The sequence below is a fragment of the Alistipes dispar genome (assembly GCF_006542685.1).
GTDB classification, from domain to species: Bacteria; Bacteroidota; Bacteroidia; order Bacteroidales; family Rikenellaceae; genus Alistipes; species Alistipes dispar.
Window position 1 is genome coordinate 2,720,415 of the sequence record NZ_AP019736.1, and the last position, 21,741, is coordinate 2,742,155.

19 protein-coding genes are annotated in these 21,741 nt (G+C 59.0%); 10 read left to right on the plus strand and 9 right to left on the minus strand.

Annotated features, from left to right (window positions below; translation table 11 throughout):
* Positions 1-14: 14 nt before the first annotated feature.
* From hisS to ettA, 3 genes are read right to left on the minus strand one after another with little or no spacing between them, the layout of a single operon-like run.
* Positions 15-1,361: a histidine--tRNA ligase gene (hisS, locus tag FME97_RS11340; protein WP_141429731.1), complete on the minus strand. Its 1,347-nt coding sequence runs from the start codon at positions 1,359-1,361 to the stop codon at positions 15-17.
* Position 1,362: 1 nt separating this feature from the next.
* The gene (locus FME97_RS11345) at positions 1,363-1,896 is read right to left on the minus strand and encodes a hypothetical protein (RefSeq protein ID WP_141429732.1); all 534 of its coding nucleotides are present in this window, start codon (positions 1,894-1,896) and stop codon (positions 1,363-1,365) included.
* A gap of 4 nt (positions 1,897-1,900) precedes the next feature.
* Complete coding sequence (gene ettA / locus FME97_RS11350) at positions 1,901-3,574, minus strand: energy-dependent translational throttle protein EttA (protein WP_141429733.1); 1,674 nt, start codon at positions 3,572-3,574, stop codon at positions 1,901-1,903.
* A gap of 644 nt (positions 3,575-4,218) precedes the next feature.
* Here ettA and FME97_RS11355 point away from each other — a divergent pair.
* The 4 genes from FME97_RS11355 to FME97_RS11370 are packed head-to-tail and all read left to right on the plus strand — an operon-like array spanning position 4,219 to position 6,609.
* Entirely contained in the window at positions 4,219-4,512 is a 294-nt protein-coding gene (locus FME97_RS11355) for an NVEALA domain-containing protein (RefSeq protein WP_162502083.1), read from the plus strand.
* The gene (locus FME97_RS11360) at positions 4,500-5,549 is read left to right on the plus strand and encodes a TolB-like 6-bladed beta-propeller domain-containing protein (RefSeq protein WP_141429735.1); all 1,050 of its coding nucleotides are present in this window, start codon (positions 4,500-4,502) and stop codon (positions 5,547-5,549) included. The genes FME97_RS11355 and FME97_RS11360 overlap by 13 nt, the downstream gene beginning before the upstream one ends.
* Before the next feature lie 23 nt (positions 5,550-5,572).
* Positions 5,573-6,157, plus strand: coding sequence for a type 1 periplasmic-binding domain-containing protein (locus FME97_RS11365; RefSeq protein ID WP_141429736.1), 585 nt, complete (start codon positions 5,573-5,575; stop codon positions 6,155-6,157).
* Positions 6,154-6,609 carry a DUF1573 domain-containing protein gene (locus FME97_RS11370; RefSeq protein ID WP_141429737.1) on the plus strand — a complete coding sequence of 152 codons (456 nt, stop codon included), beginning with the start codon at positions 6,154-6,156 and terminating at the stop codon, positions 6,607-6,609. Before FME97_RS11365 ends, FME97_RS11370 begins: the two co-directional genes overlap by 4 nt.
* Positions 6,610-6,817: 208 nt before the next feature.
* Here the strand turns inward: FME97_RS11370 and rbr are convergent, their stop codons facing one another.
* From rbr to FME97_RS11390, 4 genes are all read right to left on the minus strand, one after another.
* Positions 6,818-7,396 carry a rubrerythrin gene (gene rbr, locus FME97_RS11375; protein WP_141429738.1) on the minus strand — a complete coding sequence of 193 codons (579 nt, stop codon included), beginning with the start codon at positions 7,394-7,396 and terminating at the stop codon, positions 6,818-6,820.
* A 98-nt stretch (positions 7,397-7,494) separates the two neighbouring features.
* Entirely contained in the window at positions 7,495-8,535 is a 1,041-nt protein-coding gene (locus tag FME97_RS11380) for a CapA family protein (protein WP_317129393.1), read from the minus strand.
* A 25-nt stretch (positions 8,536-8,560) separates the two neighbouring features.
* Entirely contained in the window at positions 8,561-8,866 is a 306-nt protein-coding gene (locus tag FME97_RS11385; RefSeq protein WP_141429739.1) for a DUF4491 family protein, read from the minus strand.
* A gap of 113 nt (positions 8,867-8,979) precedes the next feature.
* The gene (locus FME97_RS11390; protein ID WP_141429740.1) at positions 8,980-10,314 is read right to left on the minus strand and encodes a DcaP family trimeric outer membrane transporter; all 1,335 of its coding nucleotides are present in this window, start codon (positions 10,312-10,314) and stop codon (positions 8,980-8,982) included.
* 222 nt (positions 10,315-10,536) lie between these two features.
* Between FME97_RS11390 and FME97_RS11395 the strand changes: the two genes are divergently transcribed.
* From FME97_RS11395 to FME97_RS11420, 6 genes are all read left to right on the plus strand, one after another.
* Entirely contained in the window at positions 10,537-11,691 is a 1,155-nt protein-coding gene (locus FME97_RS11395; protein ID WP_141429741.1) for a metallophosphoesterase, read from the plus strand.
* Entirely contained in the window at positions 11,682-12,764 is a 1,083-nt protein-coding gene (locus tag FME97_RS11400; protein WP_141429742.1) for a dihydrofolate reductase family protein, read from the plus strand. The genes FME97_RS11395 and FME97_RS11400 overlap by 10 nt, the downstream gene beginning before the upstream one ends.
* Before the next feature lie 99 nt (positions 12,765-12,863).
* Entirely contained in the window at positions 12,864-14,327 is a 1,464-nt protein-coding gene (locus FME97_RS11405) for a TolC family protein (protein WP_141429743.1), read from the plus strand.
* Between the two features lie 12 nt (positions 14,328-14,339).
* Positions 14,340-15,329, plus strand: a complete 990-nt coding sequence (locus tag FME97_RS11410; protein ID WP_141429744.1) for an HlyD family secretion protein — start codon at positions 14,340-14,342, stop codon at positions 15,327-15,329.
* A 2-nt stretch (positions 15,330-15,331) separates the two neighbouring features.
* A complete protein-coding gene (locus FME97_RS11415) occupies positions 15,332-16,510 on the plus strand; it encodes an ABC transporter permease (RefSeq protein WP_141429745.1) in 1,179 nt (392 codons plus the stop codon).
* A 1-nt stretch (position 16,511) separates the two neighbouring features.
* A complete protein-coding gene (locus FME97_RS11420; protein WP_141429746.1) occupies positions 16,512-17,729 on the plus strand; it encodes an ABC transporter permease in 1,218 nt (405 codons plus the stop codon).
* A gap of 232 nt (positions 17,730-17,961) precedes the next feature.
* Here the strand turns inward: FME97_RS11420 and FME97_RS11425 are convergent, their stop codons facing one another.
* Positions 17,962-19,089, minus strand: a complete 1,128-nt coding sequence (locus tag FME97_RS11425; RefSeq protein ID WP_162502084.1) for a 6-bladed beta-propeller — start codon at positions 19,087-19,089, stop codon at positions 17,962-17,964.
* A 1,057-nt stretch (positions 19,090-20,146) separates the two neighbouring features.
* Entirely contained in the window at positions 20,147-21,685 is a 1,539-nt protein-coding gene (locus FME97_RS11430) for a BACON domain-containing protein (RefSeq protein WP_141429748.1), read from the minus strand.
* Positions 21,686-21,741: the final 56 nt, after the last annotated feature.

Here is a 21,741-nt window from a genome sequence, read left to right on the forward strand (position 1 = left end):
GGCGGCGCGGCCGCCTATTTCACGGCGCCGGCCACCTCGGCGAAGGGGACCTGCCGCTGGTCGCCCGTCCGCATGTCCTTGAGCGTGACGACGCCTGCGGCCAGCTCTTCCGAGCCGACGATGGCCACCAGCGGAATGCCGCGGCGGTTGGCGTACTCCATCTGTTTCTTCATCCTGGCCTGATCGGGGTAGATCTCGGCCGGAACGCCCGCGTCGCGCACGGAGCGCAACAGCGGCAGCACGGCGGCCTGCTCCGCCTCGCCGAGATTCGTGAACAGCACGCGCGTCGAGCAGTTCAGTTCGGCGGGGAAGAGGCCGAGGCCCGTCATCACGTCGTAGATGCGGTCCGCGCCGAACGAGATGCCGACGCCCGACACGTCGGGCATTCCGAAGATGCCCGTAAGATCGTCGTAACGGCCGCCGCCCGAAATCGAGCCGATGGCGAAGTCGAGGGCCTTGACCTCGAAGATCGCCCCGGTATAGTAGTTCAGTCCGCGTGCCAGCGAGAGGTCCAGCTCGACGGGCATCGCGAGCCCCAGCCGGGCCACGCAGTCGAAGACGGTCCGCATTTCCTCAATGCCTTTCAGACCCGTTTCGGAGCAGGCCAGTACGTCGCGCAACTGTGTGAGTTTCGAGTCGTTGTCTCCGCTCAGCTCGAGAATCGGTTGAAGCCGGTCCACCGCCTCGGGCGAAAGTCCCCGTCCGAGCAGTTCGGCCCGCACGTTCTCCAGCCCGATCTTCTCGAGCTTGTCGATGGCCACGGTGATGTCCGTCATCTTGTCTGCATGGCCGATGGCTTCGGCTATGCCGTAGAGAATCTTGCGGTTGTTCATCTTCAGCGCGACGCGGATGCCCAGCGCCGCGAAGACCCGCTCGACGATCTCCACCAGCTCCACCTCGCACAGCAGCGAGCGCGTGCCGATCACGTCCACGTCGCACTGGTAGAATTCGCGGTAACGCCCCTTTTGCGGACGGTCGGCACGCCACACGGGCTGCATCTGGTAACGCTTGAAAGGGAAGGTCAGTTCGCCCTGATGCTGCACGACATAGCGCGCGAAGGGGACGGTCAGATCGTAGCGCAACCCCTTCTCGCTGATGTGCGAGGCGCTGCGCAGCTCCCCGTCCGAAAGGCCCGCGGCGTAGTCGCCCGAGTTGAGAATCCGGAACAGGAGCTTGTCGCCCTCGTCGCCGTACTTGCCCAGCAACGTCGAGAGGTTCTCCATCGCGGGGGTTTCGAGCGGTGCGAAACCGTAGGTGCGGAACACCTGCCGGATCGTGTCGAAAATGTAGTTGCGGCGCATCATCTCCGCGGGGGAGAAGTCGCGCGTGCCTTTGGGTATCGAAGGTTTCTGTTGTGCCATATTACATAAATTTTTGTTTCATTTTCAGGTATTTTTCCCAACCTGCGTTATCCCGTGTGTCCATGTATTTGGGCTGTTTCCCGAGCAGGCGCTTCAATGCGGCCTCGTCACGGCGGAAGAACAGGACGACTGTTTCGCGGATCGCTTCCATTTGTTCGACCTCATACATGCTCACGTAGCGCCGTGCTCGCGTTCCCTGCTCCCCGGGATAGATATATCCGACGAAATATCCCAACCGGTCTTTGTCGTCCACAGCGGATGAAATGAAAAACGAACGGTCGGTCTTCAGATCCGTCACCGAAAGGGTGGGGGAGTTTTTCCTGAACTTCAGAGCCTCGCGCGCCTGCTCATGCCAGGGAAACCGCTCCATCTCGACGAGAAATTCGTCGAGATCGCACTTCCCGACCGGTTCCACATGGTCCGGATCTTCGTGGGCGCAGAGTCTGTCCCAGACAAACGCATCGACCGGACGGTTTGCCGGCATTCCGCATGAGGAAAGCCCCAAGACGAGCAGGAAAAAGGCTGCAATACGCATTTTATCAAGCCATCAATTTTTTGTAACGCACCCGATGGGGCTCCGTGTCGCCGCCCTGCGCCTTCTTCCACGCCTCGTACTCCGAGTAGGAGCCTTCGTAGAAGACCACCTTCGAGTCGCCCTCGAACGAAAGGATGTGCGTGGCGATGCGGTCGAGGAACCAGCGGTCGTGGGAGATCACCACGGCGCAGCCCGCGAAGTTCTCCAGGCCCTCCTCCAGCGCGCGGAGCGTATTGACGTCGATGTCGTTCGTCGGCTCGTCCAGAAGCAGCACGTTACCCTCCTCCTTGAGCGCGAGGGCCAGATGCAGCCGGTTGCGTTCGCCGCCCGAGAGCATTCCGCACTTCTTCTCCTGATCGGCGCCCGAAAAGTTGAACCGCGCCACGTAGGCCCGGGCGTTCACCTGCCGGTTACCCAGCGTGATGAGGTCCGCGCCGCCCGAAATCACCTCGAAAACGCTCTTTTCGGGGTCGATCGACTTATGCTGCTGGTCCACGTAGGCCAGCTTGACGGTGGGCCCCACGCGGAACGAACCGCTCGTCGGAGTGTCCAGCCCCATGATCATCCGGAAAAGGGTGGTTTTGCCCGTCCCGTTGGGACCGATCACGCCCACGATGCCGGCGGGCGGCAGCGAAAATTCGAGGTGCTCGTACAGCACGCGGTCGCCGAAAGCCTTCGAGACGTCGTGCGCCTCGATCACCACGTCGCCCAGACGCGGACCGTTCGGAATGAAGATTTCGAGCTTTTCCTCCTTCTGTTTCGTATCCTCGTTCATCAGTTTGTCATAGGCCGAAAGACGCGCCTTCGATTTGGCATGGCGTCCCGACGGGGACATGCGCACCCACTCCAGCTCGCGTTCGAGCGTCTTGCGGCGCTTCGACTCCTGCTTCTCCTCCATGGCCATGCGCTTGGTCTTCTGGTCGAGCCATCCCGAGTAGTTGCCCTTCCAGGGAATGCCCTCGCCGCGGTCCAGCTCGAGAATCCAGCCCGCCACGTTATCCAGGAAGTAGCGGTCGTGCGTCACGGCGATCACCGTGCCCTTGTACTGCTGGAGGTGCTGCTCGAGCCAGTCGATCGACTCGGCGTCGAGGTGGTTCGTCGGCTCGTCCAGAAGCAGCACGTCGGGCTGCTGCAACAGCAGGCGGCACAGGGCCACGCGGCGGCGTTCGCCGCCCGAGAGGTGCTTGACGGGCTGGTCCGGGTCGGGGCAGCGCAGCGCGTCCATCGCGCGTTCGAGCACGCTGTCCAGCTCCCAGCCGTTGCAGTGGTCGATCTTTTCGTACAGCTCGCCCTGACGCTCGATGAGCCGTGCCATCTCGTCGTCCGACATCGGCTCGCAGAGCTTCGTGTTGATCTCCTCGTACTCCTTGAGCAGCGCCACCGTGGCGGCACATCCCTCTTCGACCACCTCGCGGACGGTCTTCTCGTCGTCGAGCCGGGGTTCCTGTTCGAGGTAGCCCACCGTGTAGCCCGGCGAGAAGACCACTTCGCCCTCGAAGTTCTTGTCGATGCCGGCGATGATCTTCATCAGCGTCGATTTACCCGAGCCGTTCAGACCGATGATGCCGATCTTCGCGCCGTAGAAAAAAGAGAGGTAGATGTTGTTCAACACCCGTTTCTGGTTGGTGAAGGTCTTGCTCACGCCGACCATCGAAAAGATGATTTTTTCGTCTGCCATATATCGTTTGCGTTTGTATTTTCTTTCCGCCGCCCCGGGACGCCCCTCCCGCTGGTTCCGCGCAGGGCGAATCCGCCACCACCGTGCGGCTCGCCGGAACGATTCGGACAAAGATACGACGAATTTCCGGATTTTCGGCCCCTGCGGCGGAATTATTCGGCTCCGCGCGGGTCTCAGGATACGGCGGCAGTCCAGCCATATCGGAAGAGGCTGTCGCCCCGAAGAGGGAAGGGGACGTGCCCCCCCCCGGTACGAAGGCTTCGTCCGCGGTAACTTCAGGACCGACGGGACGTTTCGCACGCGCATCGGCCGGACTTCCTTCCCAGACAGCGGATTCAGACCGCCGGATCGTATGGCGGCTTCGGACCGAAAAACAAAGATACCGGAAAATCCGGTGTCTTTTTATGCAGTTTCCACAAAGGATGATTATAAATATTTTTATTATATATGTGGATCTGTCCGCATTTTAGAGGTCTTTTAATTACATTGATACATGTAGTGTGTTTTATGCAAGAATTTTTTGTCGAAATATTTGTATTTTCAAACAGAAAATATATAACTTTAGATCGAATTTTATGGATTGCTTTACAGTGACTGTAAAATTCGAGAAAAACTACAACCTTTTTAACCTAAAATTTTCATGTATGAAAAAGAAACTGATTTTTGCGGGTGCCGTCGTATTGATGGCTGCCGCGGCTGTGACTGCCTATATGGCAAACTACCGACCGGATCCTTTCGATCTGCTGAATGCCAATATCGAGGCTTTGGCGCAGGATGAATCATTGGATCCAGGGGAAGGCAGAGATTTTATATATTGTATCTATAATCCAAATTATGGAGGTCCTGGAATTTTTGTATGTTCTGGTAATAACGAATGTCGATTTGAGTATAATTTAACTTGGCCTACAAAATCACAGACAGGTATATGCTACCAATAAAAAACAGCAAAATTTTTACATTTGTTTTGGTCGTTTTACTATCGAGTTCTTGTCGATCCGATAATATCTTTGATAGCAAATACATCCGAGTGGAGCGTCCCCGAAGTATAGCATTGCCTTGTGAAATAATACCTTGTGATGTGCCGGGGGCGGTGCATGGCTTTGTTGTAGATTCATTCTATGTTTTCTATACGATGTTGCATCCTGAACATCGTTTTGCTGTATATGATCGGCGTACGATGACTCCTCTTACTAACTTGGTTCGAGTAGGACGGGGACCGAATGAATATAACTATCTCACACCCGGACAAAGGACTTGTAATGATGAAGGGAGTGGATTTTGGTTCTATTCCGGCAGTAAACAGGAATCCGCAAGGCTTAATTTGACGAAAAGTATAACCGAGGATAAGGTTTATATCGATAGTCGCCTTTCATTAACCGAACTTGATATTCCAGGTAACGTTGGCTCTCCAGGACAACTATTTGCTTTTGATCGAATAAATGATACGCTTGCGTTGTACCAAATCATTCGGGGAACTTATGTTTCAGGAGGGATTTATGATTTTCAGAAACGAATAGAAATTCAGCGTTTTAAACTTAGTATTCAGTCTAATAAGGAACCCAATCTTACAGGTGGCCCGATTGCCATAAGTCCTGATCTCACTCGTATGGTTATGTTGCCGGTTTATTTCGATCAGATAAATATCTGTTATGTGGACGGGAGTGATCGTAAGAGCATTTCAACATGTTCGAAACCTCTCTCCCTTACGCAGATTGAATCTAAAGCTCCCGAGACGCGGCCAATGTACTATATTGATGTTGAAACGACCAATGAGCGAATAGTGGCTCTCTACCAAAATCATCAAACAGGTTTAACAGAAATACATCTTTTTGATTGGGCCGGTGATTTACAAACAATTCTTACGACTGCAAATCCTATACGGAGTATTTCGTTGGATACCCAAGCAGGTTTTTTATACGGGTTCATTTCGTCTGAAGAAATTTGCAAAATGGATATCAATACTTGGCTGCAATAGATCTCCTAAAAGAAAACCTATCTATGAAGATCTTTAAACATAGTTGTATCGTTATTATTTTATTCTGTTTCTGCGGATGCTCCCGCATGCGGGCTCGTAAAGAATTGCAGCGTTTAAGCCAGATTGAAATTTGCATCCCTGCCGATCTGGAGGTTTACTGCGAGGGACGATCGGTCGATACGCTGACCGACGGGCATATTGGAGCGATCAAGCAAATTATCTATTACGATTCCACGGGATGCAGTTCGTGCCAAATCAACCGTCTTGCCATGACAGAGAGTCTGTTCATGCAGGATTCGACCGGCCGGTTTACGCCCATCCTTCTCTTCGCTCCGGGCAAAGATCAATACGGTAATGTCGTGAAGTCTTTGAAAGAGCAAGCGTTTCCGTTTCCGGTTTTTATCGATAAGACGAACGCATTCGTCCGGAACAACGATCCGATCTTGGCCGACACGCGGTTTCAATCGTTTTTGCTGGATCGCAACAACCGTATCGTACTGATCGGCAATCCGCTCAATGGCGATGCGATGTGGAATTTGTTCGAATCGACATTGGAGAATATGCTCGCCCACGACGGGGAATATGTTCTCGAAAACCGACGGCCATGATCGACAGACATTGGATTTTGTTGCTGTTGTTGCCGCTCGTCTCCTGTCGTGGCGCAGCGGACGGGTCTCGGGTTTTGGCCACGGCCAACCTCGCCGCGCTGGAGGAGACGGTCGATATGGAGAGCCGCGAAACGGATGCCGACGAGGTGCTGCTGTTCGACGGCGGGACGGTCGATCTGGGCGAGCTTCCGCTCGGCGGGAGCCGTGAGGTGCGCGTTGGAGCCAGGAACGGTTCGGACAAGCCCGTCGTGGTGGTAGAGGCCTACTCGTCGTGCGACTGCACGCAGGTCACATACGACCGCAAGCCCGTACAGCCCGGCGAGAAGGTGTTCTTTACGGTGCGTTTCTCGGCCGAACAGCCGGGAACCTTCTTCAAGAAGATCGCCGTGCGCCACAGTGCGTCCGACAAGCCCGTGACATTTGCCGTGCAGGGAATCGTGACTGACGAATAGGCGCACCGCTCACACCCGCTCGCGAAAACGGCCGCCGATACTCCATCGACCGTTTTTATCAGACGATTCATACGGCCGGGGCAATCGGGCTGCGGCATGAGGCGGCGGAAACATCCGGTGTGCCGACACCATGTCCGAAGACGAAAAAGCCGCACCCCGAAAAGGTGCGGCCGTTCGCTTGCAAGGAGAGACTCCGAACGGAATCCGATCAATAGTTCTCCTTCTTGGGCTCGAAGTAGGCCTGGGGGTGCTTGCAGGCGGGGCACATCTGCGGAGCCTCCGAAGCCTCGCACACGTAGCCGCAGTTGCGGCACTGCCACCATATCTTGCCGTCGCGCTTGAAGAAGTTGCCGTCCGTCAGGCGGCTCAGCAGCTTCAGATAGCGCTTTTCATGCTCCGCTTCGACCGTGGCGATCATCCGGAACGCCGTGGCGATCTCCGGGAAACCCTCTTCGGCGGCCACCTTAGCGAACTCGGGGTAGAGCACGTCCCACTCCTCGTTCTCCCCCTGCGCCGCGGCGAGCAGGTTCTCCTGCGTCGTGCCGATCTTGCCGGCGGGGTAGCTGGCCGTGATTTCGACCATGCCGCCTTCGAGGAACTTGAAGAAACGTTCGGCATGCTCCTTCTCCTGTTCCGCGGTCTCGGCGAATACGCCTGCGATCTGTTCGTATCCTTCCTTCTTGGCCTTGCTGGCGAAGAAGACATAGCGGCTGCGGGCCTGGCTCTCGCCGGCGAAGGCTTTCAGCAGATTCTGTTCGGTACGCGTACCTTTGATGCTCTTTTCCATATCTTTTTTGATGTTTGTGTGTATGCAAAGATACGAAAATTCCGGTACGTGCGGCAAATTATCGTCATCGGAAATATTGATACGGCTATTCGGAACGGCTATAAGTCCTTTCCGGTCAGTTCGCGCAGGTCGCGACGGAAGAGGGCGTAGGCATCGGGCAGGACTGCGGTGTCGGCCGCCTCGGGCGGCAGGATGCGATAGCGGGGCAGAGCGACCCATACGGGAAGCGGTTCGAGGCGGTAGCTCCTACGACCGTCCGGATAACGCAGGGCTTCGATCCGGGCGACCAGCCCGCCGTCCGTGTAGCGGCGGCGCTGGTTCGAGACGAGGTTTCCGAGCGAATAGAGCACCACGTGCGTCGAATCGGCCTGCCACGGCTGCACGACGTGCGGATGGCCGCCGACCACCACATCCGCGCCGTGGCGCCGCAGGAAGGCGGCCAGTGTGCGTTGCGAGGCGTTCTCCCGCCGCTCGTATTCGTTGCCCCAGTGCATGCAGGCGACGATGAAATCGGCCCCTTCGCGCCGCACCGCCGCCAGATCGGCGGCCATTCGCACGGTGTCGATGCGGTTTACGACGGACCCCGCGGGCACGGGCATTCCGTTCGTGCCGTAGGTGTAATTGACCAGCGCGATCCGCAGGCCGCAATGTTCGATGCGCAGCGGATGATTCCGCCGGTAGTCGGCGCTGTCGGCGAAGACCCCCGTGTGGCGGATGCCGCAGCGGTCCAGCTCGCGGATCGTCGTGCGGATGCCCTCCGCACCGCCGTCGCAGCAGTGGTTGTTGGCCAAGAGCGCGACATCCACGCCCGCTCCGCGCAGGGCGTCGGCCAGTTCCGCTGGGGAGCGGAAAAGCGGATAGCCCGTGTAGCGGCCGCTCCGCGTCAGCGTGGTCTCCAGATTGACCACCGCGAGGTCCGCGGCGTGCATCCGCGGGGCGAGGGCGGCGAACACGGGCGTGTAGTCGAACCCTTCGCCGCTGCGCGCGGCCTCGACCTGCGGGAGGTGCTGCATGACGTCGCCGCCGAAGAGCATCCGCACGCGCTGGGGCGGCGGAACGGCAGGCCGCTGCCGGGGAGGTCCGCCGGCAGGGGTGCAGCAGACCGCCGCGAACAGCAGGCAGGCCAGCGTATGTCGCATTCTGAGCCGCATGAGCGGGTGCAGGTCAGGATTTCCGTTTCGGATTGCGGGGAAACCATCCTTTCTCGACCCGCTTGCGCTGTTCGAACAGTTCGCCGATACCCCAGAGCGACGAAGCGCCCCAGACGGCCAGCAGCGTGGACCAGAACAGTTCGCGCACGGCGACCGAGGCGGCGATCGCCCCGATGCCCGACAGAAGGAACAGCCACCAGATGCGCACCCCGAAATAGTATTCGCCCTTAATGACGAACGGATGGAAGATGCCGATGATGAGGAACGTGCCCAGTCCGATGGCCAGTCCCGTGAGGTTGTGTTGCGTCAGAAATTCCATATTGTTTCGATGTCGTTCTCGCCGCATGGAACGGTGTGTTCCGCCCTGCGGGACAAAGATACGAAAAACGGGCGATCCGCCGCAGGACCGCCCGAAAAAACAGCCGTTTCCCGTCAGAAGCCGTATTGCAGCATCACATTGACCCGGTTGGCGTGCCCTTTGCCCGCCGCCATGTCGCGGCGCGAGCCGTAGAGGTACTCCCCGGCCACTTTGCAGCGCGGCGCGATCGTGTAGAAAACATTGCCGAAGACGTACTGTCCGCGTTTGTATTCGTCTGCGGCGTAGAATCCGTGGCTGCGCTGCACGCGGACGGTCGAATAGCCGCCCGAAAGGAAGAGACGCGGCGTGAGGGCGATCTGTGCGGCGGCCTGCCAGCCCCACATCGGCATCGTCCGGATGCGCGTTTCGTCGCGCGGGCAGGGCGTGAAGTCGAGCCCCGAACCCGTGAGGTCCTGGATGTAGGGGGTGATGCCCTTGCCATAGACACCGTTCATGAAGAGCCGCAACGGGTCGCAGCAGCGGATCGTGCCGCTGAACTGCACGCCCCAACCCGTGAGCGAGGTGTCGCTCTTCCGCGTCAGGTCATGCAGGTACATGTTGCGCACGACGGCCGAAGCGCGGATATGGCTCGAACGGTCGCCGCCCCAGGCATATTGGAGGTAAAAGGGAATGTCGGGCACGCGCTGCGGGATGGCGTCGAACCCTTCGCCGTACGTACCGCTCACGACGGGCATCTCGGCCGCCACGCCGAACGAGAGTCGGCCTTCGGCGAAGGAGCGTTCGTAGCGGACGAGCGTGGCGAAGTTGAAGTTGTAGGCATTGGGGCCTTGAAAATCGACGGTTGCAGGGGCCGCTTCAAGATCGCAGAAGGTCGTCACGTCGCGCCCGAGGGTCAGCCCCAGCAGCGAGACGTAGGCCGAGCGCAGACGCGGCGTGTAGCTGTTCGCGGCTCCTCCGCGGAAGTCGCCGTCGAGATAGATCACCACGCGTCCCACGGCCCGCGTGTTGGCGATCGCCTTCAGGAAGAGGCGCGACGTGGAGGCGTCCAGCGTGAGTTTCTGCCGCGTGGCATAGTTCCCGGCGACGGGAATGTCGTAGGTCACGAAGTCGATGTTCTCCACGATGCCGCCCGCATCGTAGGCGGCCCTCAGGGCGACGAATCCGCCCAGCGAAAAAGAGAAGCGGTTCTCCTTCGAGGAGAAGACGAACTGCGGCCGGTCGTGCTGCTGGAATCCCCGGCGGTGCGTTTCGGCATGGTCGCGCCGCGCGTCTTCCTCTTCGGAGGTGCGGTGGCGGCCGCTTGTCGCGGGACTGTGCGATGCGGCGAAGGCCGCGGCAGGATTCTCCCCGTCCGGCCGGGAAGAGGGCCGGGAGGGTTGTGCCGCGGCCGAAGCGGCGAGGAGGGCGGCCAGCAGCGCCGGTACGGCCCGGAATCGGAATGGTGTCATAGGCTGAACGACTGTTTTCGGTGAACGGACCCGGACCGCATCGGACGGTCCCGGTCTCCGGCGACGTGCCCGCAACTCGTATGCCAAAACCGCGGAGGGAAAAATCCCGAATTTCGCTATCTTTGCACGGGAAAAACCTCCGTTTCTTTCCGGCGACGGAACCGGGCGGCGAAATCGCCGCCAAGGCCGCGGAGCGAAATTCGGACCCGAAAGGAAATAGTTATGTTGCTGGGATTGATTCTTCTGCTCAGTCTGGCGGCTGCGGCCGCCGACTGGCTGCACTTCCGCCGTGCACGGTGTGCGCGGCTTCGCCGGCTCTCGCTCGCATGGGCCGCGGCGACCGACGCGCTGCCGCTCGCGGTCGTCGGCATGGGACTTCTCTGCCGCGACAACCCGACGCCCGTCGTCATGGCTTCGATGTGGCTTTTCTGGGTCTGGATGGCGACCGTGCTGCCGCGTCTGGCCTTCTACGCCTTCAACTTCTTCGGACTGCGCCGCACGGGCCTCGCCGCCGCAGCCGCGGTGTTCGCCGCGCTCGTGATAGGGGTCACGGCGGGCCGTACGAGCCTGCGCGTCAGCCGGACGGAGGTGTGCTCCCCGGCGCTGCCCGCGACGTTCGACGGGCTGCGCATCGTGCAGCTCTCGGACATCCATCTGGGGACGATCGTCTCGCCCGGGCGGGAGCTGACGCGTCTCGCAGACCGCGTGAACGCCCTCCGGCCCGACCTGGTGCTTTTCACGGGCGACCTGGTCAATATACGTGCCTCGGAGCTGGACAGCACGGCCGTGCGGCTGCTCCGCCGCATCGAAGCCCCGGTTTACTCCGTCACGGGCAATCACGACGTGGGCAAATACATCAAGGACTCGCTGCGCCATCCGGCCGCCGAAAGTCTGCGCGAGGTGATCGCGCGCCAACGGGCGATGGGGTGGCGCGTGCTGGACGACGAGACCGTCTATCTGCGCCGCGGCGGCGACAGCATCGCCCTCACGGGGCTCTCGTTCGACCCGGCGCTGAGCGAGCAGCGGCACGACCGTCATCTGCCTGCCACGGGACTCCGGCGCGCCTTCACAGGCGTTCCGCAGGGACTTTACAGCATCGTACTGGCACACGTGCCGCAACTTTGGGAGCAGATCACGGCAGCCGGATACGGCGACCTGACCCTCTCGGGACACGTGCACGCCATGCAGTGCAAGATCCGCTTCGGGGGCCGCGGCTGGTCGCCCGCGGCACTCCTCTACAAGCATTGGAGCGGCCGTTACGACGATTCCGCCGGGCGGACGCTCTATGTCAATGACGGCACGGGCTGCGTGGGATACCCCATGCGGCTGGGCGCCCGTCCCGAAATCACGCTCATAACCCTGAAACGATGCGAGTGATACTCTCCGCCGCGGTCACGGCCGACGGCTATCTGGACGACAACGGGCCCGGGCGGCTCGTGATCTCGACGCCCGGGGACTGGGCGGCGGTGCTGCGGCTGCGCGCCGGCTGCGACGCCATCCTGGTGGGGGCCGAAACCGTGCGCCGGGACAATCCGGCGCTGTCGCTGCGCGACGACGCCGAACGCGCCCGCCGGGCGGCACGCGGCCTGCGGCCCGACCTGTCGAAGGCGGTCGTGACCCGTTCCGGCCGTCTCGATCCGTCGCTGCGGTTTTTCACCGAGGGCGATGCGGAACGGTATGTATTCTCGCCGTACGACATTCCTGAACTGGAAGCGGTTGCAACGGTCATTTCGAGCGAAGGAGCACCCGTGACAGCGGTCCGGATCGTCACCGAACTCGAGAAGCGGGGCATTCGCCGCCTGCTGGTCGAAGGGGGGGCGCAGACGCTCGGCCTCTTCCTCGGCGAAGGGCTGGCCGACGAAGTACGCTATGCGGTCAATCCGCGGCTCGCGCTCGGCAGCGGACGGGGCGGGGCGCGATTCCGCTTCGAGCCGCCCGCTGCGGCACCGTGCCGCCGGGAGAGTATCGACGGCATGGAGATTGCGTTCTGCACGCTGCATGAGGATACGACAGCCGAGGATCTGGCCGGATTGCGCGAGGCGATCGCGGAGAGCCGCCGCTGCACGCCCAGCGAAACTTCCTATTGCGTCGGGGCGGTGATCCGGACGTGTGACGGGCGGCGCTTCACGGGCTACACGCACGAAACGTCGGCCACGCACCACGCCGAGCAGGAAGCCATAGCCAAAGCCCTCGCAGCCGGTGCGGAGCTGCGAGGCGCCGCGATCTGCTCCTCGATGGAGCCGTGCTCGCAGCGGGCCAGCGAACCGGAGAGCTGCACGCAGCTCATCCTGCGCCACGGATTCGCCCGCGTGGCCTTCGCACTCTACGAACCCGACCGGTTCGTCTGCTGCCGCGGAGCCCTCATGCTGCGCGAGGCGGGGCTCGACGTCCGCTGCTACCCGGAACTGGGGGAGGAGGTGCGGGCCGTAAACGCCCATCTGTGGCGGTGAAAAAGGCGCAATTTGTTTCCGTAAAGACATAAAACTGTCCTAAAGTGCGCATAGCCGAACAGAATCCCGCAAAAACACCTATATTTGCCTCGTAAACGAATGAACGGTATGAAAATCAGCATCAAGATCGCCGTGACAGCGGCAGCTCTGGCCGCGGCGGCATACGCTCCGGCACAGGAGACCGGACGTGCCATCACGCTCGACGAAGCGATCGCCGTCACGCTCACGGAGAATCCCGCGATGAAGGCGGCGGCCTACGAGGAGCGTGCCGCGCAACAGCAGCGCCGGGCTGCCATCGGCCTGCGGATGCCGCAGATCAACCTGACGGGAGCCTACGCCTATCTGGGCAAAGACATAGGATTCGATTTCAACGACCTGAAAACCCCCGTGAACGACTTGGCGGGCAAGATTCTGGGCAGCGGGCTGATCGCTCCGGAGCTGATCCCCTCGATCCAGGGGTTGCTGAACCCGATGATGAACGCCGACTGGTTCCTGACGTTGCAGGACCGCAGTCTGGGATTCGTGGGCGGCGAGGTGACCCTTCCGATCTGGATGGGCGGCAAGATCAACGCCGCCAACCGCGCCGCACGGCTCAACGAACGCACGGCCGCGGAGCAGGGCAACCAGACGCGCAATGCTCTGATCTCGGAACTGGTGGAACGTTATTTCGGGTTGGCGCTGGCCACGCAGGTCGTGGCCGTGCGGCAGCAGGTGGCCGACGGCGTGAGACGCCATCTGGAAGATGCCCGGATGCTCGAGAAGAACGGCATGATCGCCCGCAGCGAACGGCTTTACGTGGAGTTCAAGATGGCTGAAGCGGAGCGTGAGCTGGCCAATGCCAAGTTGCAGGCGGAGACCCTCTCCAGCGCGCTGTCGAACACGCTGGGACGCGAGAACGACTGGCGGCCCGTCACGGCGCTGTTCCTCATCGGCGAGATCGAAGAGCCGGCCTATTACCAGGACCTGGCCGCGGCGCGTAACCCGCTGCTCACGGAGGTGTCGCTCAAACGGCAGCTGGCCGAGGAGAACGTCCGCGCGCAGCGTTCGGCTTTCCTGCCGCAGGTGGTGGCCATGGGCGGCGGATCGTTCTACAATTACCAGGTGGCCGGCTTCGTACCCCGCTGGGCCGTGGGCGTGGGCGTCAATATCAAGCTCTTCGACGGTCTGAACCGCGAATACAAGTATTCGGCGGCCAAGCAGACCGTGAGCCGCGTCGGCGAGTTGCAGAACAAGGCGTCGCAGGATATCGCCGTGCTGGTGGAGAAGCTCTACAATCAGATGATGAACTACCGCAACCAGATGACCTCGATCGAAGCTTCGCTCGCCTTCGCCGAGGAGTATCTGCGGATGAAGAACTCGGCGTTCCGGGAAGGCATGTCGTCCGCGACGGACCTGATCGACGCCGAACTGAATCTCGCGGGCGTGCGCACGGAACGCCTGCAGGCGGCCTACAATTTCGACGTGCTGCTGGCCCAACTGCTCGAGGCTGCGGGCATCAGCGACGAATTCGCGGCCTACGCCCGTCGCATGGACGCACGGGTGATCCTTTTCGATCAAGAATAAAAAACGAACGATATGAAGCGAAACAACGTAATCGGAATCACGGCGGCCGCGGCGGTCATCGTCCTTTCGGTCGTACTCATCAGCCGTTACCTCGACAAACGGACGCCCCTGCTGATTCAGGGCACGGTGGAGTGCACGACCTACAAGGCCTCCTCGAAAGTTCCCGGGCGCATCGACGAAATGAAGGTCGAGGAGGGCGACCGCGTGGAGAAAGGGCAGCTCCTCTACATGCTCTCGACACCCGAGCTGGAAGCCAAGCTGCGGCAGGCCGAGGCCGTGAAGAGCGCAGCGGCCGCATTGGACGCCGCCGCCGTGGCGGGAGCCCGCATCCAGCAGATCGAGGCGGCGCTGAACATGTGGGAGAAGGCGCAGGCCGGCCTGGAGCTGGCGCGCAAGACCTACGAACGGGTGCGGAACCTCTACGACGACGGAGTGGTCCCGGCGCAGAAGCTCGATGAAGCCGAAGCCAACTACAAGGCCATGGAGGCGACGGCGCTCGCAGCCAAGGCGCAGTACGACCTGGCCGCCGACGGGGCCCGCAAGGAAGACAAGGAGGCCGCCGCGGCACGCGTGCGGCAGGCCGAAGGGGCCGTCAGCGAGGTCGAATCCTATATCGGCGACGCGATGGTTTACTCGCCCGTGACGGGAGAGGTTTCGACCGTCATCGCCGAGGAGGGCGAGCTGGTGGGCAGCGGCTATCCGGTGGTGGCCATTCTCGACATGTCGGACATGTGGGTGACATTCAACGTCAAGGAGACGCTGCTCCCGGGCATGAAGCTCGGGACGCGGATGACGGGATTCGTCCCTGCACTCGACCGCGACGTGGAGTTCGAGGTGACCTACATAGCCCCGCAGGCCGATTTCGCCACGTGGGCGGCGACCCGCACGCAGGGCGGATTCGACATCCGCACCTTCGCCGTGAAGGCCCGGCCCGTCTCCGCCGCGGAGAACATGCGCCCGGGGATGAGCGTGCTGGTCGATTGGGATAAAATCGGGCGATAGCGATGCGCCGACTGCTGGAAAATACCGGAGCCGTGCTGCGGCGGGAACTGGGGCGGCTGGCGCACCAGCCGATGTACTTCGTGCTGATGCTCCTCCTCCCGGCGGCGTCGTTCGCCTTCTTCGCCCTGCTGTTCAACGAGGGGGCGATCCGCAACGTGCCGGTAGCCGTGCTCGACGAGGACCACACGGCCCTTTCGCGCAAGGTGACGCAGATGATCGACGACACGCCTACGGCGCTGGTCTCCTACGGAGTGCAGTCGATGGACGAAGGCGAGCGTCTGATGCGCGAAGGGCGGATCATGGCCATCGTGCAGATTCCGGCGTTTTTCGAGAAGGATATCCTGAGCAACCGCCAGACGCATATCGAGAATTACATTTCGGGAACCAATATCACCGTGAACGGACTGCTGTCGAAAGACATCCAGACGGCCGTGACGACCTTCTCGGCGGGCATCCAGCTACAACTGCTCATGAAGCAGGGACTGACCGAGCGGCAGGCCATGGCGCAGCTCATGCCCGTACGGTTCGACCGCCACGTACTTTTCAATCCGCATATCAATTACGGCTATTACCTCTCGCCGAGCTTCATGCCGATGATGCTGATGATCTTCACGGTAATGGCCACGATCTTCGCCATCGGAACCGAATTGAAATACGGCACTTCGCGCGAATGGCTGGCCACGGGCGGCGATTCGGTTGCGGCGGCCCTCGCGGGCAAGACGCTTCCGATCACGGCCGCGATGTTCCTCATGTCGCTCGTCATGCTGGTCGTCATCTTCAAGATCGTGGGAACGCCGCTCAACGGCAGCCTCGGCATCATCCTCGCCGGAACGCTGCTTTTCGTTCTGGCCTATCAGTCGATCGCCGTGATGATCGTCGCGCTGCTGGCCAACCTGCGTCTCTCGCTCTCGATCGGCGGTGGCTACTCGGTGCTGGCCTTCACTTTTTCGGGACTCACGTTCCCGATCATGGCCATGTGGGAGCCGATGCAGTGGGTGAGCCGTATCTTTCCGTTCACTTTCTATACCGATATTTTCGTCGATCAGATGCTGCGCGGCGCCCCGGCGGTTTACTCGCTGCCCGATCTGGGCTGTCTGCTGCTGTTCGTCGTATTACCGCTTCTGTGTCTGCCGCGTCTGAAACGCGTGGCGACGGAAGAAAAATTCTGGGGGAGATTGTAGCATGAACCGTTTTACACGACAGATGACCTCCTACCTGCAACAGTTCGGCGCAGTGGTGCGGAACGAATTCCGCACGATCTTCACCGACGGCGGCGTGCTGCTGATCCTCGTCTTCGCCATGCTGATCTACGCCACGGTCTATTCGCTGGCCTACGGCTCGCAGGTGTTGCGCAACGTGCCGATCGGTGTGGTGGACGCATGCCGTACGGCGACGAGCCGCAGCCTGATCGAAACCTTCAACGCCGGGCCGAATACGTATGTGGCCTACGAACCGACGGACATGGAGGAGGCCCGGGAGCTGTTCTACGGCCGCAAGATCTACGGCGTGGTCTACATTCCGTCGGACTACGAGCGGAAGCTCGTCGGCGGGTCGCAGGCCGACGTGGCGATCTACTGCGACGCCAGCTATTTCCTCATGTACCGGCAGGTGTTTCAGGAGCTGGTGACGACGATCGGGCAGACGGGCGCGATGGTCGAGTTCCGGAGGCTGATCGCCAAAGGGGCGGACATTCCGCAGGCGCAGGCCGTGACGCAGCCGGTCATCTACCAGTCGCACAATCTGTTCAACCCCTATCTGGGCTACGGAACCTTCGTCATGCCGGCCATCATCATCGTCATCATCCAGCAAACCATGCTTATCGGAATCGGCATGATCGGCGGCACGTGGCGCGAGCACGGACTGTACCGCAAGCTCCGGCCCGCGGGGCGGGGGAGAATGTCCACGCTGCCGATCGTCCTGGGACGGGCTACGGTCTATGCGCTGATCTATGCCGCGACCTGCGCCTACGTGCTCGGGCTGCATTACCGGATGTTCCATTTCCCGATGAACGGCCAGACAGGAGCCGTCGCGCTCTTCACGGCGGTCTATCTCGCGGCGTGCATCGCCATGAGCATTGCCGTCTCGACACTCTTCCGCTACCGGGAAAACTCGCTCCTGCTGCTGCTCTGGACTTCGATTCCGGTGTTGATGCTGAGCGGAATCTCCTATCCGCGCGAGGGCATTCCGGAGTGGATGTTCGCCCTGGGAAAACTCTTCCCGAGCAGCCACGGCGTGAACGGCTTCATCCGCATTCAGACGATGGGCGCTTCGCTCGGCGAGGTGTTCGCAGAGATCAAGTGGCTCGTGATACTCACGGTGGCCTACGGCGGTCTGGCCTGCATCGGTATCCATCAGGTGATCCGCCGCGAGGAGCGGGAGCGGTGCGGGAAAGGAGAGTAGGCTGCCGGCCGGAATTCCTTCCGTCCGACAGTTTCGGCGGGAGGGGAGAGACAAGGGGACGCCTATTCGTCAGGCACGATTCCCTGCACGGCGAATGTCACGGGCTTGTCCGAGCCGTTCCTGGCTCCGACAAGCGGAAGCTCGCCCAGATCGACCGTCCCGCCGTCGAACAGCAATACCTTTCAGTACAATTATTAAGAGGAATGATTGTAAGGTATGTATTTGATTCGCATTATTTAATCTTAGCAAAGACTATGATTGGATTATCTTCCTCGTTCTCGCAGGCACGTGCTATTTCTTTTGCAATTGGCGATACAGGAGGATGTTTATGGTAATAGCCCTGCAACCAAACAACATCATAAGCGTAGATGAGCTTATTGTCGTTTTGTCCGGCTTTTCCAAAACAGTTAGGCAGTTCATCAAACATCCGTTCATAAATGGTCGTTGTACGACTATGGCTGTCGAAAACGCTCCAACGATCAGTCGGTCCGTAGTGGAAGAAGAGACGGCCGTCCGATAAAAGAACATGATTCGGTCCCGAATACCAACGATTTTGTTTTATCGCCTGGAGGTATGTGGATAAATCCTCGAATGTTTCGAGCCGGTTTGGCCGGTTTGCACTCCGATTGCCGGAATTAAGAACAAAATACGGATCGAATTTACCCCTTTGCATATTATACAGATATATCGTATCAGAGAACAGCGGACACAACAATACGCTGTCCTGGGTAAGTTTGGTCAAGACCCCGGAATTCAGGTAGGTCTTTCCGGCGTAAAGCGATTTATAAATTCCCGCCAGTTTGCCGCGACGTTCCATGTGGTAGCCCGAAAACTGGCTTTTGAAAGAGATATTGGGACTGAAAAACAACTCCGTGCCTTCCCGTCCGATGCTTTCCACGTACAGTTGCGGATAAGCGAGGGTCTTTTGGGATATATAACGTCCGTCTGGAGTGAACCGTTTGATAATCCGGTAATTATCCAAGATTAGCAATTCGTTGTTATGTTCGTCTATGGAGATGTCAAATGGATATATTAATTCATTATTAGCTCGTCCATTTGTGAATTTATGTAAAAAAGCACCTTTGGATGAAAAGATATAGACGCTATTGTAGGGAATAGTCGTCAGAATATATAATTTTTCATCATAACAAATGACTTTGGCGATTTGGTCGATCAAGGCTTTATCAGGTGTATCCAATTTAATAAAATGATCGATGGTCAAACCTGAATTTTCTCGATCGATTTTTGCATCATTGATATCGATGATATGTATATTTTGTGTGGAATTGTCTTCTGGATCGTTCTCGGTTGTACATCCGTATAGCAAGGCACATATAAAACAATAGACAAAATATCTCATAATAATGAATTTATAAGACTTCATCTACTAATGTAGATGAAGTCTTTGTTCAACAACTATGGCTTGTAGGAGTGCATGTGCTCGGACATGGTTCATAGCAGGGCATACAGCGAATGAGAGTTGCTCCACTGAAGATATTCCATATTTTCCAGAGTAAGATTCCCTTGGAGCCAATGATTCATCCTGTGCCAAAGCCTCGATATTGGCATTCAGCAGATAGAAAGGATCCGGCCGGTAGTTTGCCGTATAGGCAGTCACGGCCGCGGTAGCCATCATGAGACGGCATCCGCAAAAATCTGTTTCTCTTTAATACATGAAAATTTCAGGTTAAAAAGGTCGTAGTTTTTCTCGAATTTCACAGTCGTCGTAAAGTAATCCGTAAAATCCACTCTAAAGTTATATATTTTTTAAAGAAAAGTACAAATATTTCGATAAAAATTCTCACATAAAACACTCATCGTATATCAATAAAATCAAAAGATGTCTAAAGTGCGGCGATCTTACATATCTCCGGCGGCTGCCGAAACCCGTATCGTCGCATCGTCCGGCCCGGGAATGAATTTTACGACTCTTGCCGATGGAACCCCCTGCATAGATATCCGGAACAGAGGGCTGCCGCCCGAAAAGCGATGTCATACCGAGATCAGGCTGCACACAGTGTTCTGGTCCCCTTGGCCAAAATACCCAGCCAACAGCCGCAAAATAAAATTGCAGAGCACACGAGTCCATAGATTCGTGCTATCCGCCGGAGCCCCTGTTCAGAGGCGCATAAGGCAAAGGAAGCAGCATCATAACCCGGAACAACTGCTCATAGGGATCGTCCGGTTTCGGTAACTCATCGACACCGAACGGATCATCGGAGGTGGAAAACGCAATGTTGCGGGTAGTCCGAAAACTCCCCGAATCGCTTCCGGACAGTAACCGCCGGACAAGACCGATAGCAGACTCAAAAAAACACTCTCGTTGAAGCGTTCTTCAACGAGAGTGGAAATTACGAGAATCGACTTGTCGGAAAGCCGGTCTGCCTCCGAATAGATCGCAGAACGCCTTCCCGAATTCAACGCACCTTGATCTCCAACTGCGACGTCGGATAATTCTGGTCGTTGATCACGATCCGCTGCGCGTCGATCGCACTCTTCTGCCCGGCCGTGACATAGAGCGTTTTAAGATAGTAGCTGTTCAGCGTAACGCTTTGAATGGCCGGACACCCCGTAATATCGAGCCACTGAACCTTATCGTAGGAACCCAGCGTGATCTCGATGATCCGCACCGCAGTACCGGACACGGTCAGCGATTCGGATGTTTCGTAAGGCGACGAGCAGTAGAGGCTGGAAAGTACGACTCGCCCCTCTTCGACGGGCGCATCGCACAGTTTGAGCACTTCGAGCGGCGCAGGGGTCAGGTACGAACGCCATCCGCCCAGCACGCTCTGCCAGCCGATAGTCGTCAGCTTGGCATTACCGCTCAGATCGAGTTCCCGGATGGGGTTTTCTCCGATTCCGTTCGGCTCGAGCGTCGTAAGGTTGGCGAACGCCTCGATGCCTTTCAGCGATGCGATGCCTTTCCGGTAGAGATCGGGTAATTGTGTGGCGGCTTCGCCCGTTTCCGTCAGAATACATTCGGTACCGTCGAGTACGGTGATGTAACCGGCATCCACCAGAATCTGCCGGAACGTGTCGTCGGGGAACTCGATTCCTTTCGGTCGTTCGCCCTGCACGACGGAGACTTCAGCCGAAAGCGACTCTTCATCGGTCGTGAAACGCACGAAGCCCGAGCGGAACGGAACCTCGGCAGCTTCGACCTTGAAGACGAGTTCCTGCTCCAGCAGCTCCTCCGACGAGGAGGGCGGTGTCTGCAACACGATCCAGTCCACGGTGGGGGCGGCCCGGAACGGCAGATTGCTCCGCACGTTCACACGCACTTCTCCGCCCTCCACGGGGATGTTGAACGACGTCTCGCCGACCTCCAACAGCAGATTGCGCTCCTGTCGCACCGTCACCGTGCGTTCGTCGCCGTCCGTATTGGTCACGACGAGCCGCGCATCGCGGGGACGTCCCGTCGTATTGGCATCCGCCGTGAAGTAAAAGAACGAAAGCGAAGCCCGTGTCTCGACGCGGTGAATCCAATCGACCGGTTCCAAGAAACGACAGGAGGTTTCGCCCGAAGATTCGATGCGGAGGCGGAACTCGCCGCCCTCCGCAGGCAGGGAGTAATCGGTCTGGTCCGGATCGAGCAGCGAACCGCCTTCCTGGGTGACGGTCAGGCGACGCTCCTCGCCGCCGCACATGAAAGTGAAGCGGACTTCGCGCGCATCGAGGTCCGTATTCGGTTCGACGGCAAAGGCGACCGTCTCCCCGTCGCCGCCCTTATCGACGGACGGAACGCACCACTCCTGACGTCCGCTCAGACGCCAAGGACCGCTGCTGGCGACACTCACCTCGTTCGTTCCTCCTGAGAGAACTCCGCCGTCGGCGTCGAACGCGAGCGTTTCGGCCGAAAGGGCGAGCCTCTCCGCGGGAGCCGGAGTCTCCGCTCCGTTGTCATCGCCGCAGCCGGCGAAAGCCGCCGCGACGAACATCCAAAATATCTTTTTCATACTGCGTTTTCGTGTTTGAAATACCGCAGGGATTCGTTCCGTACCGGGTGTACGGA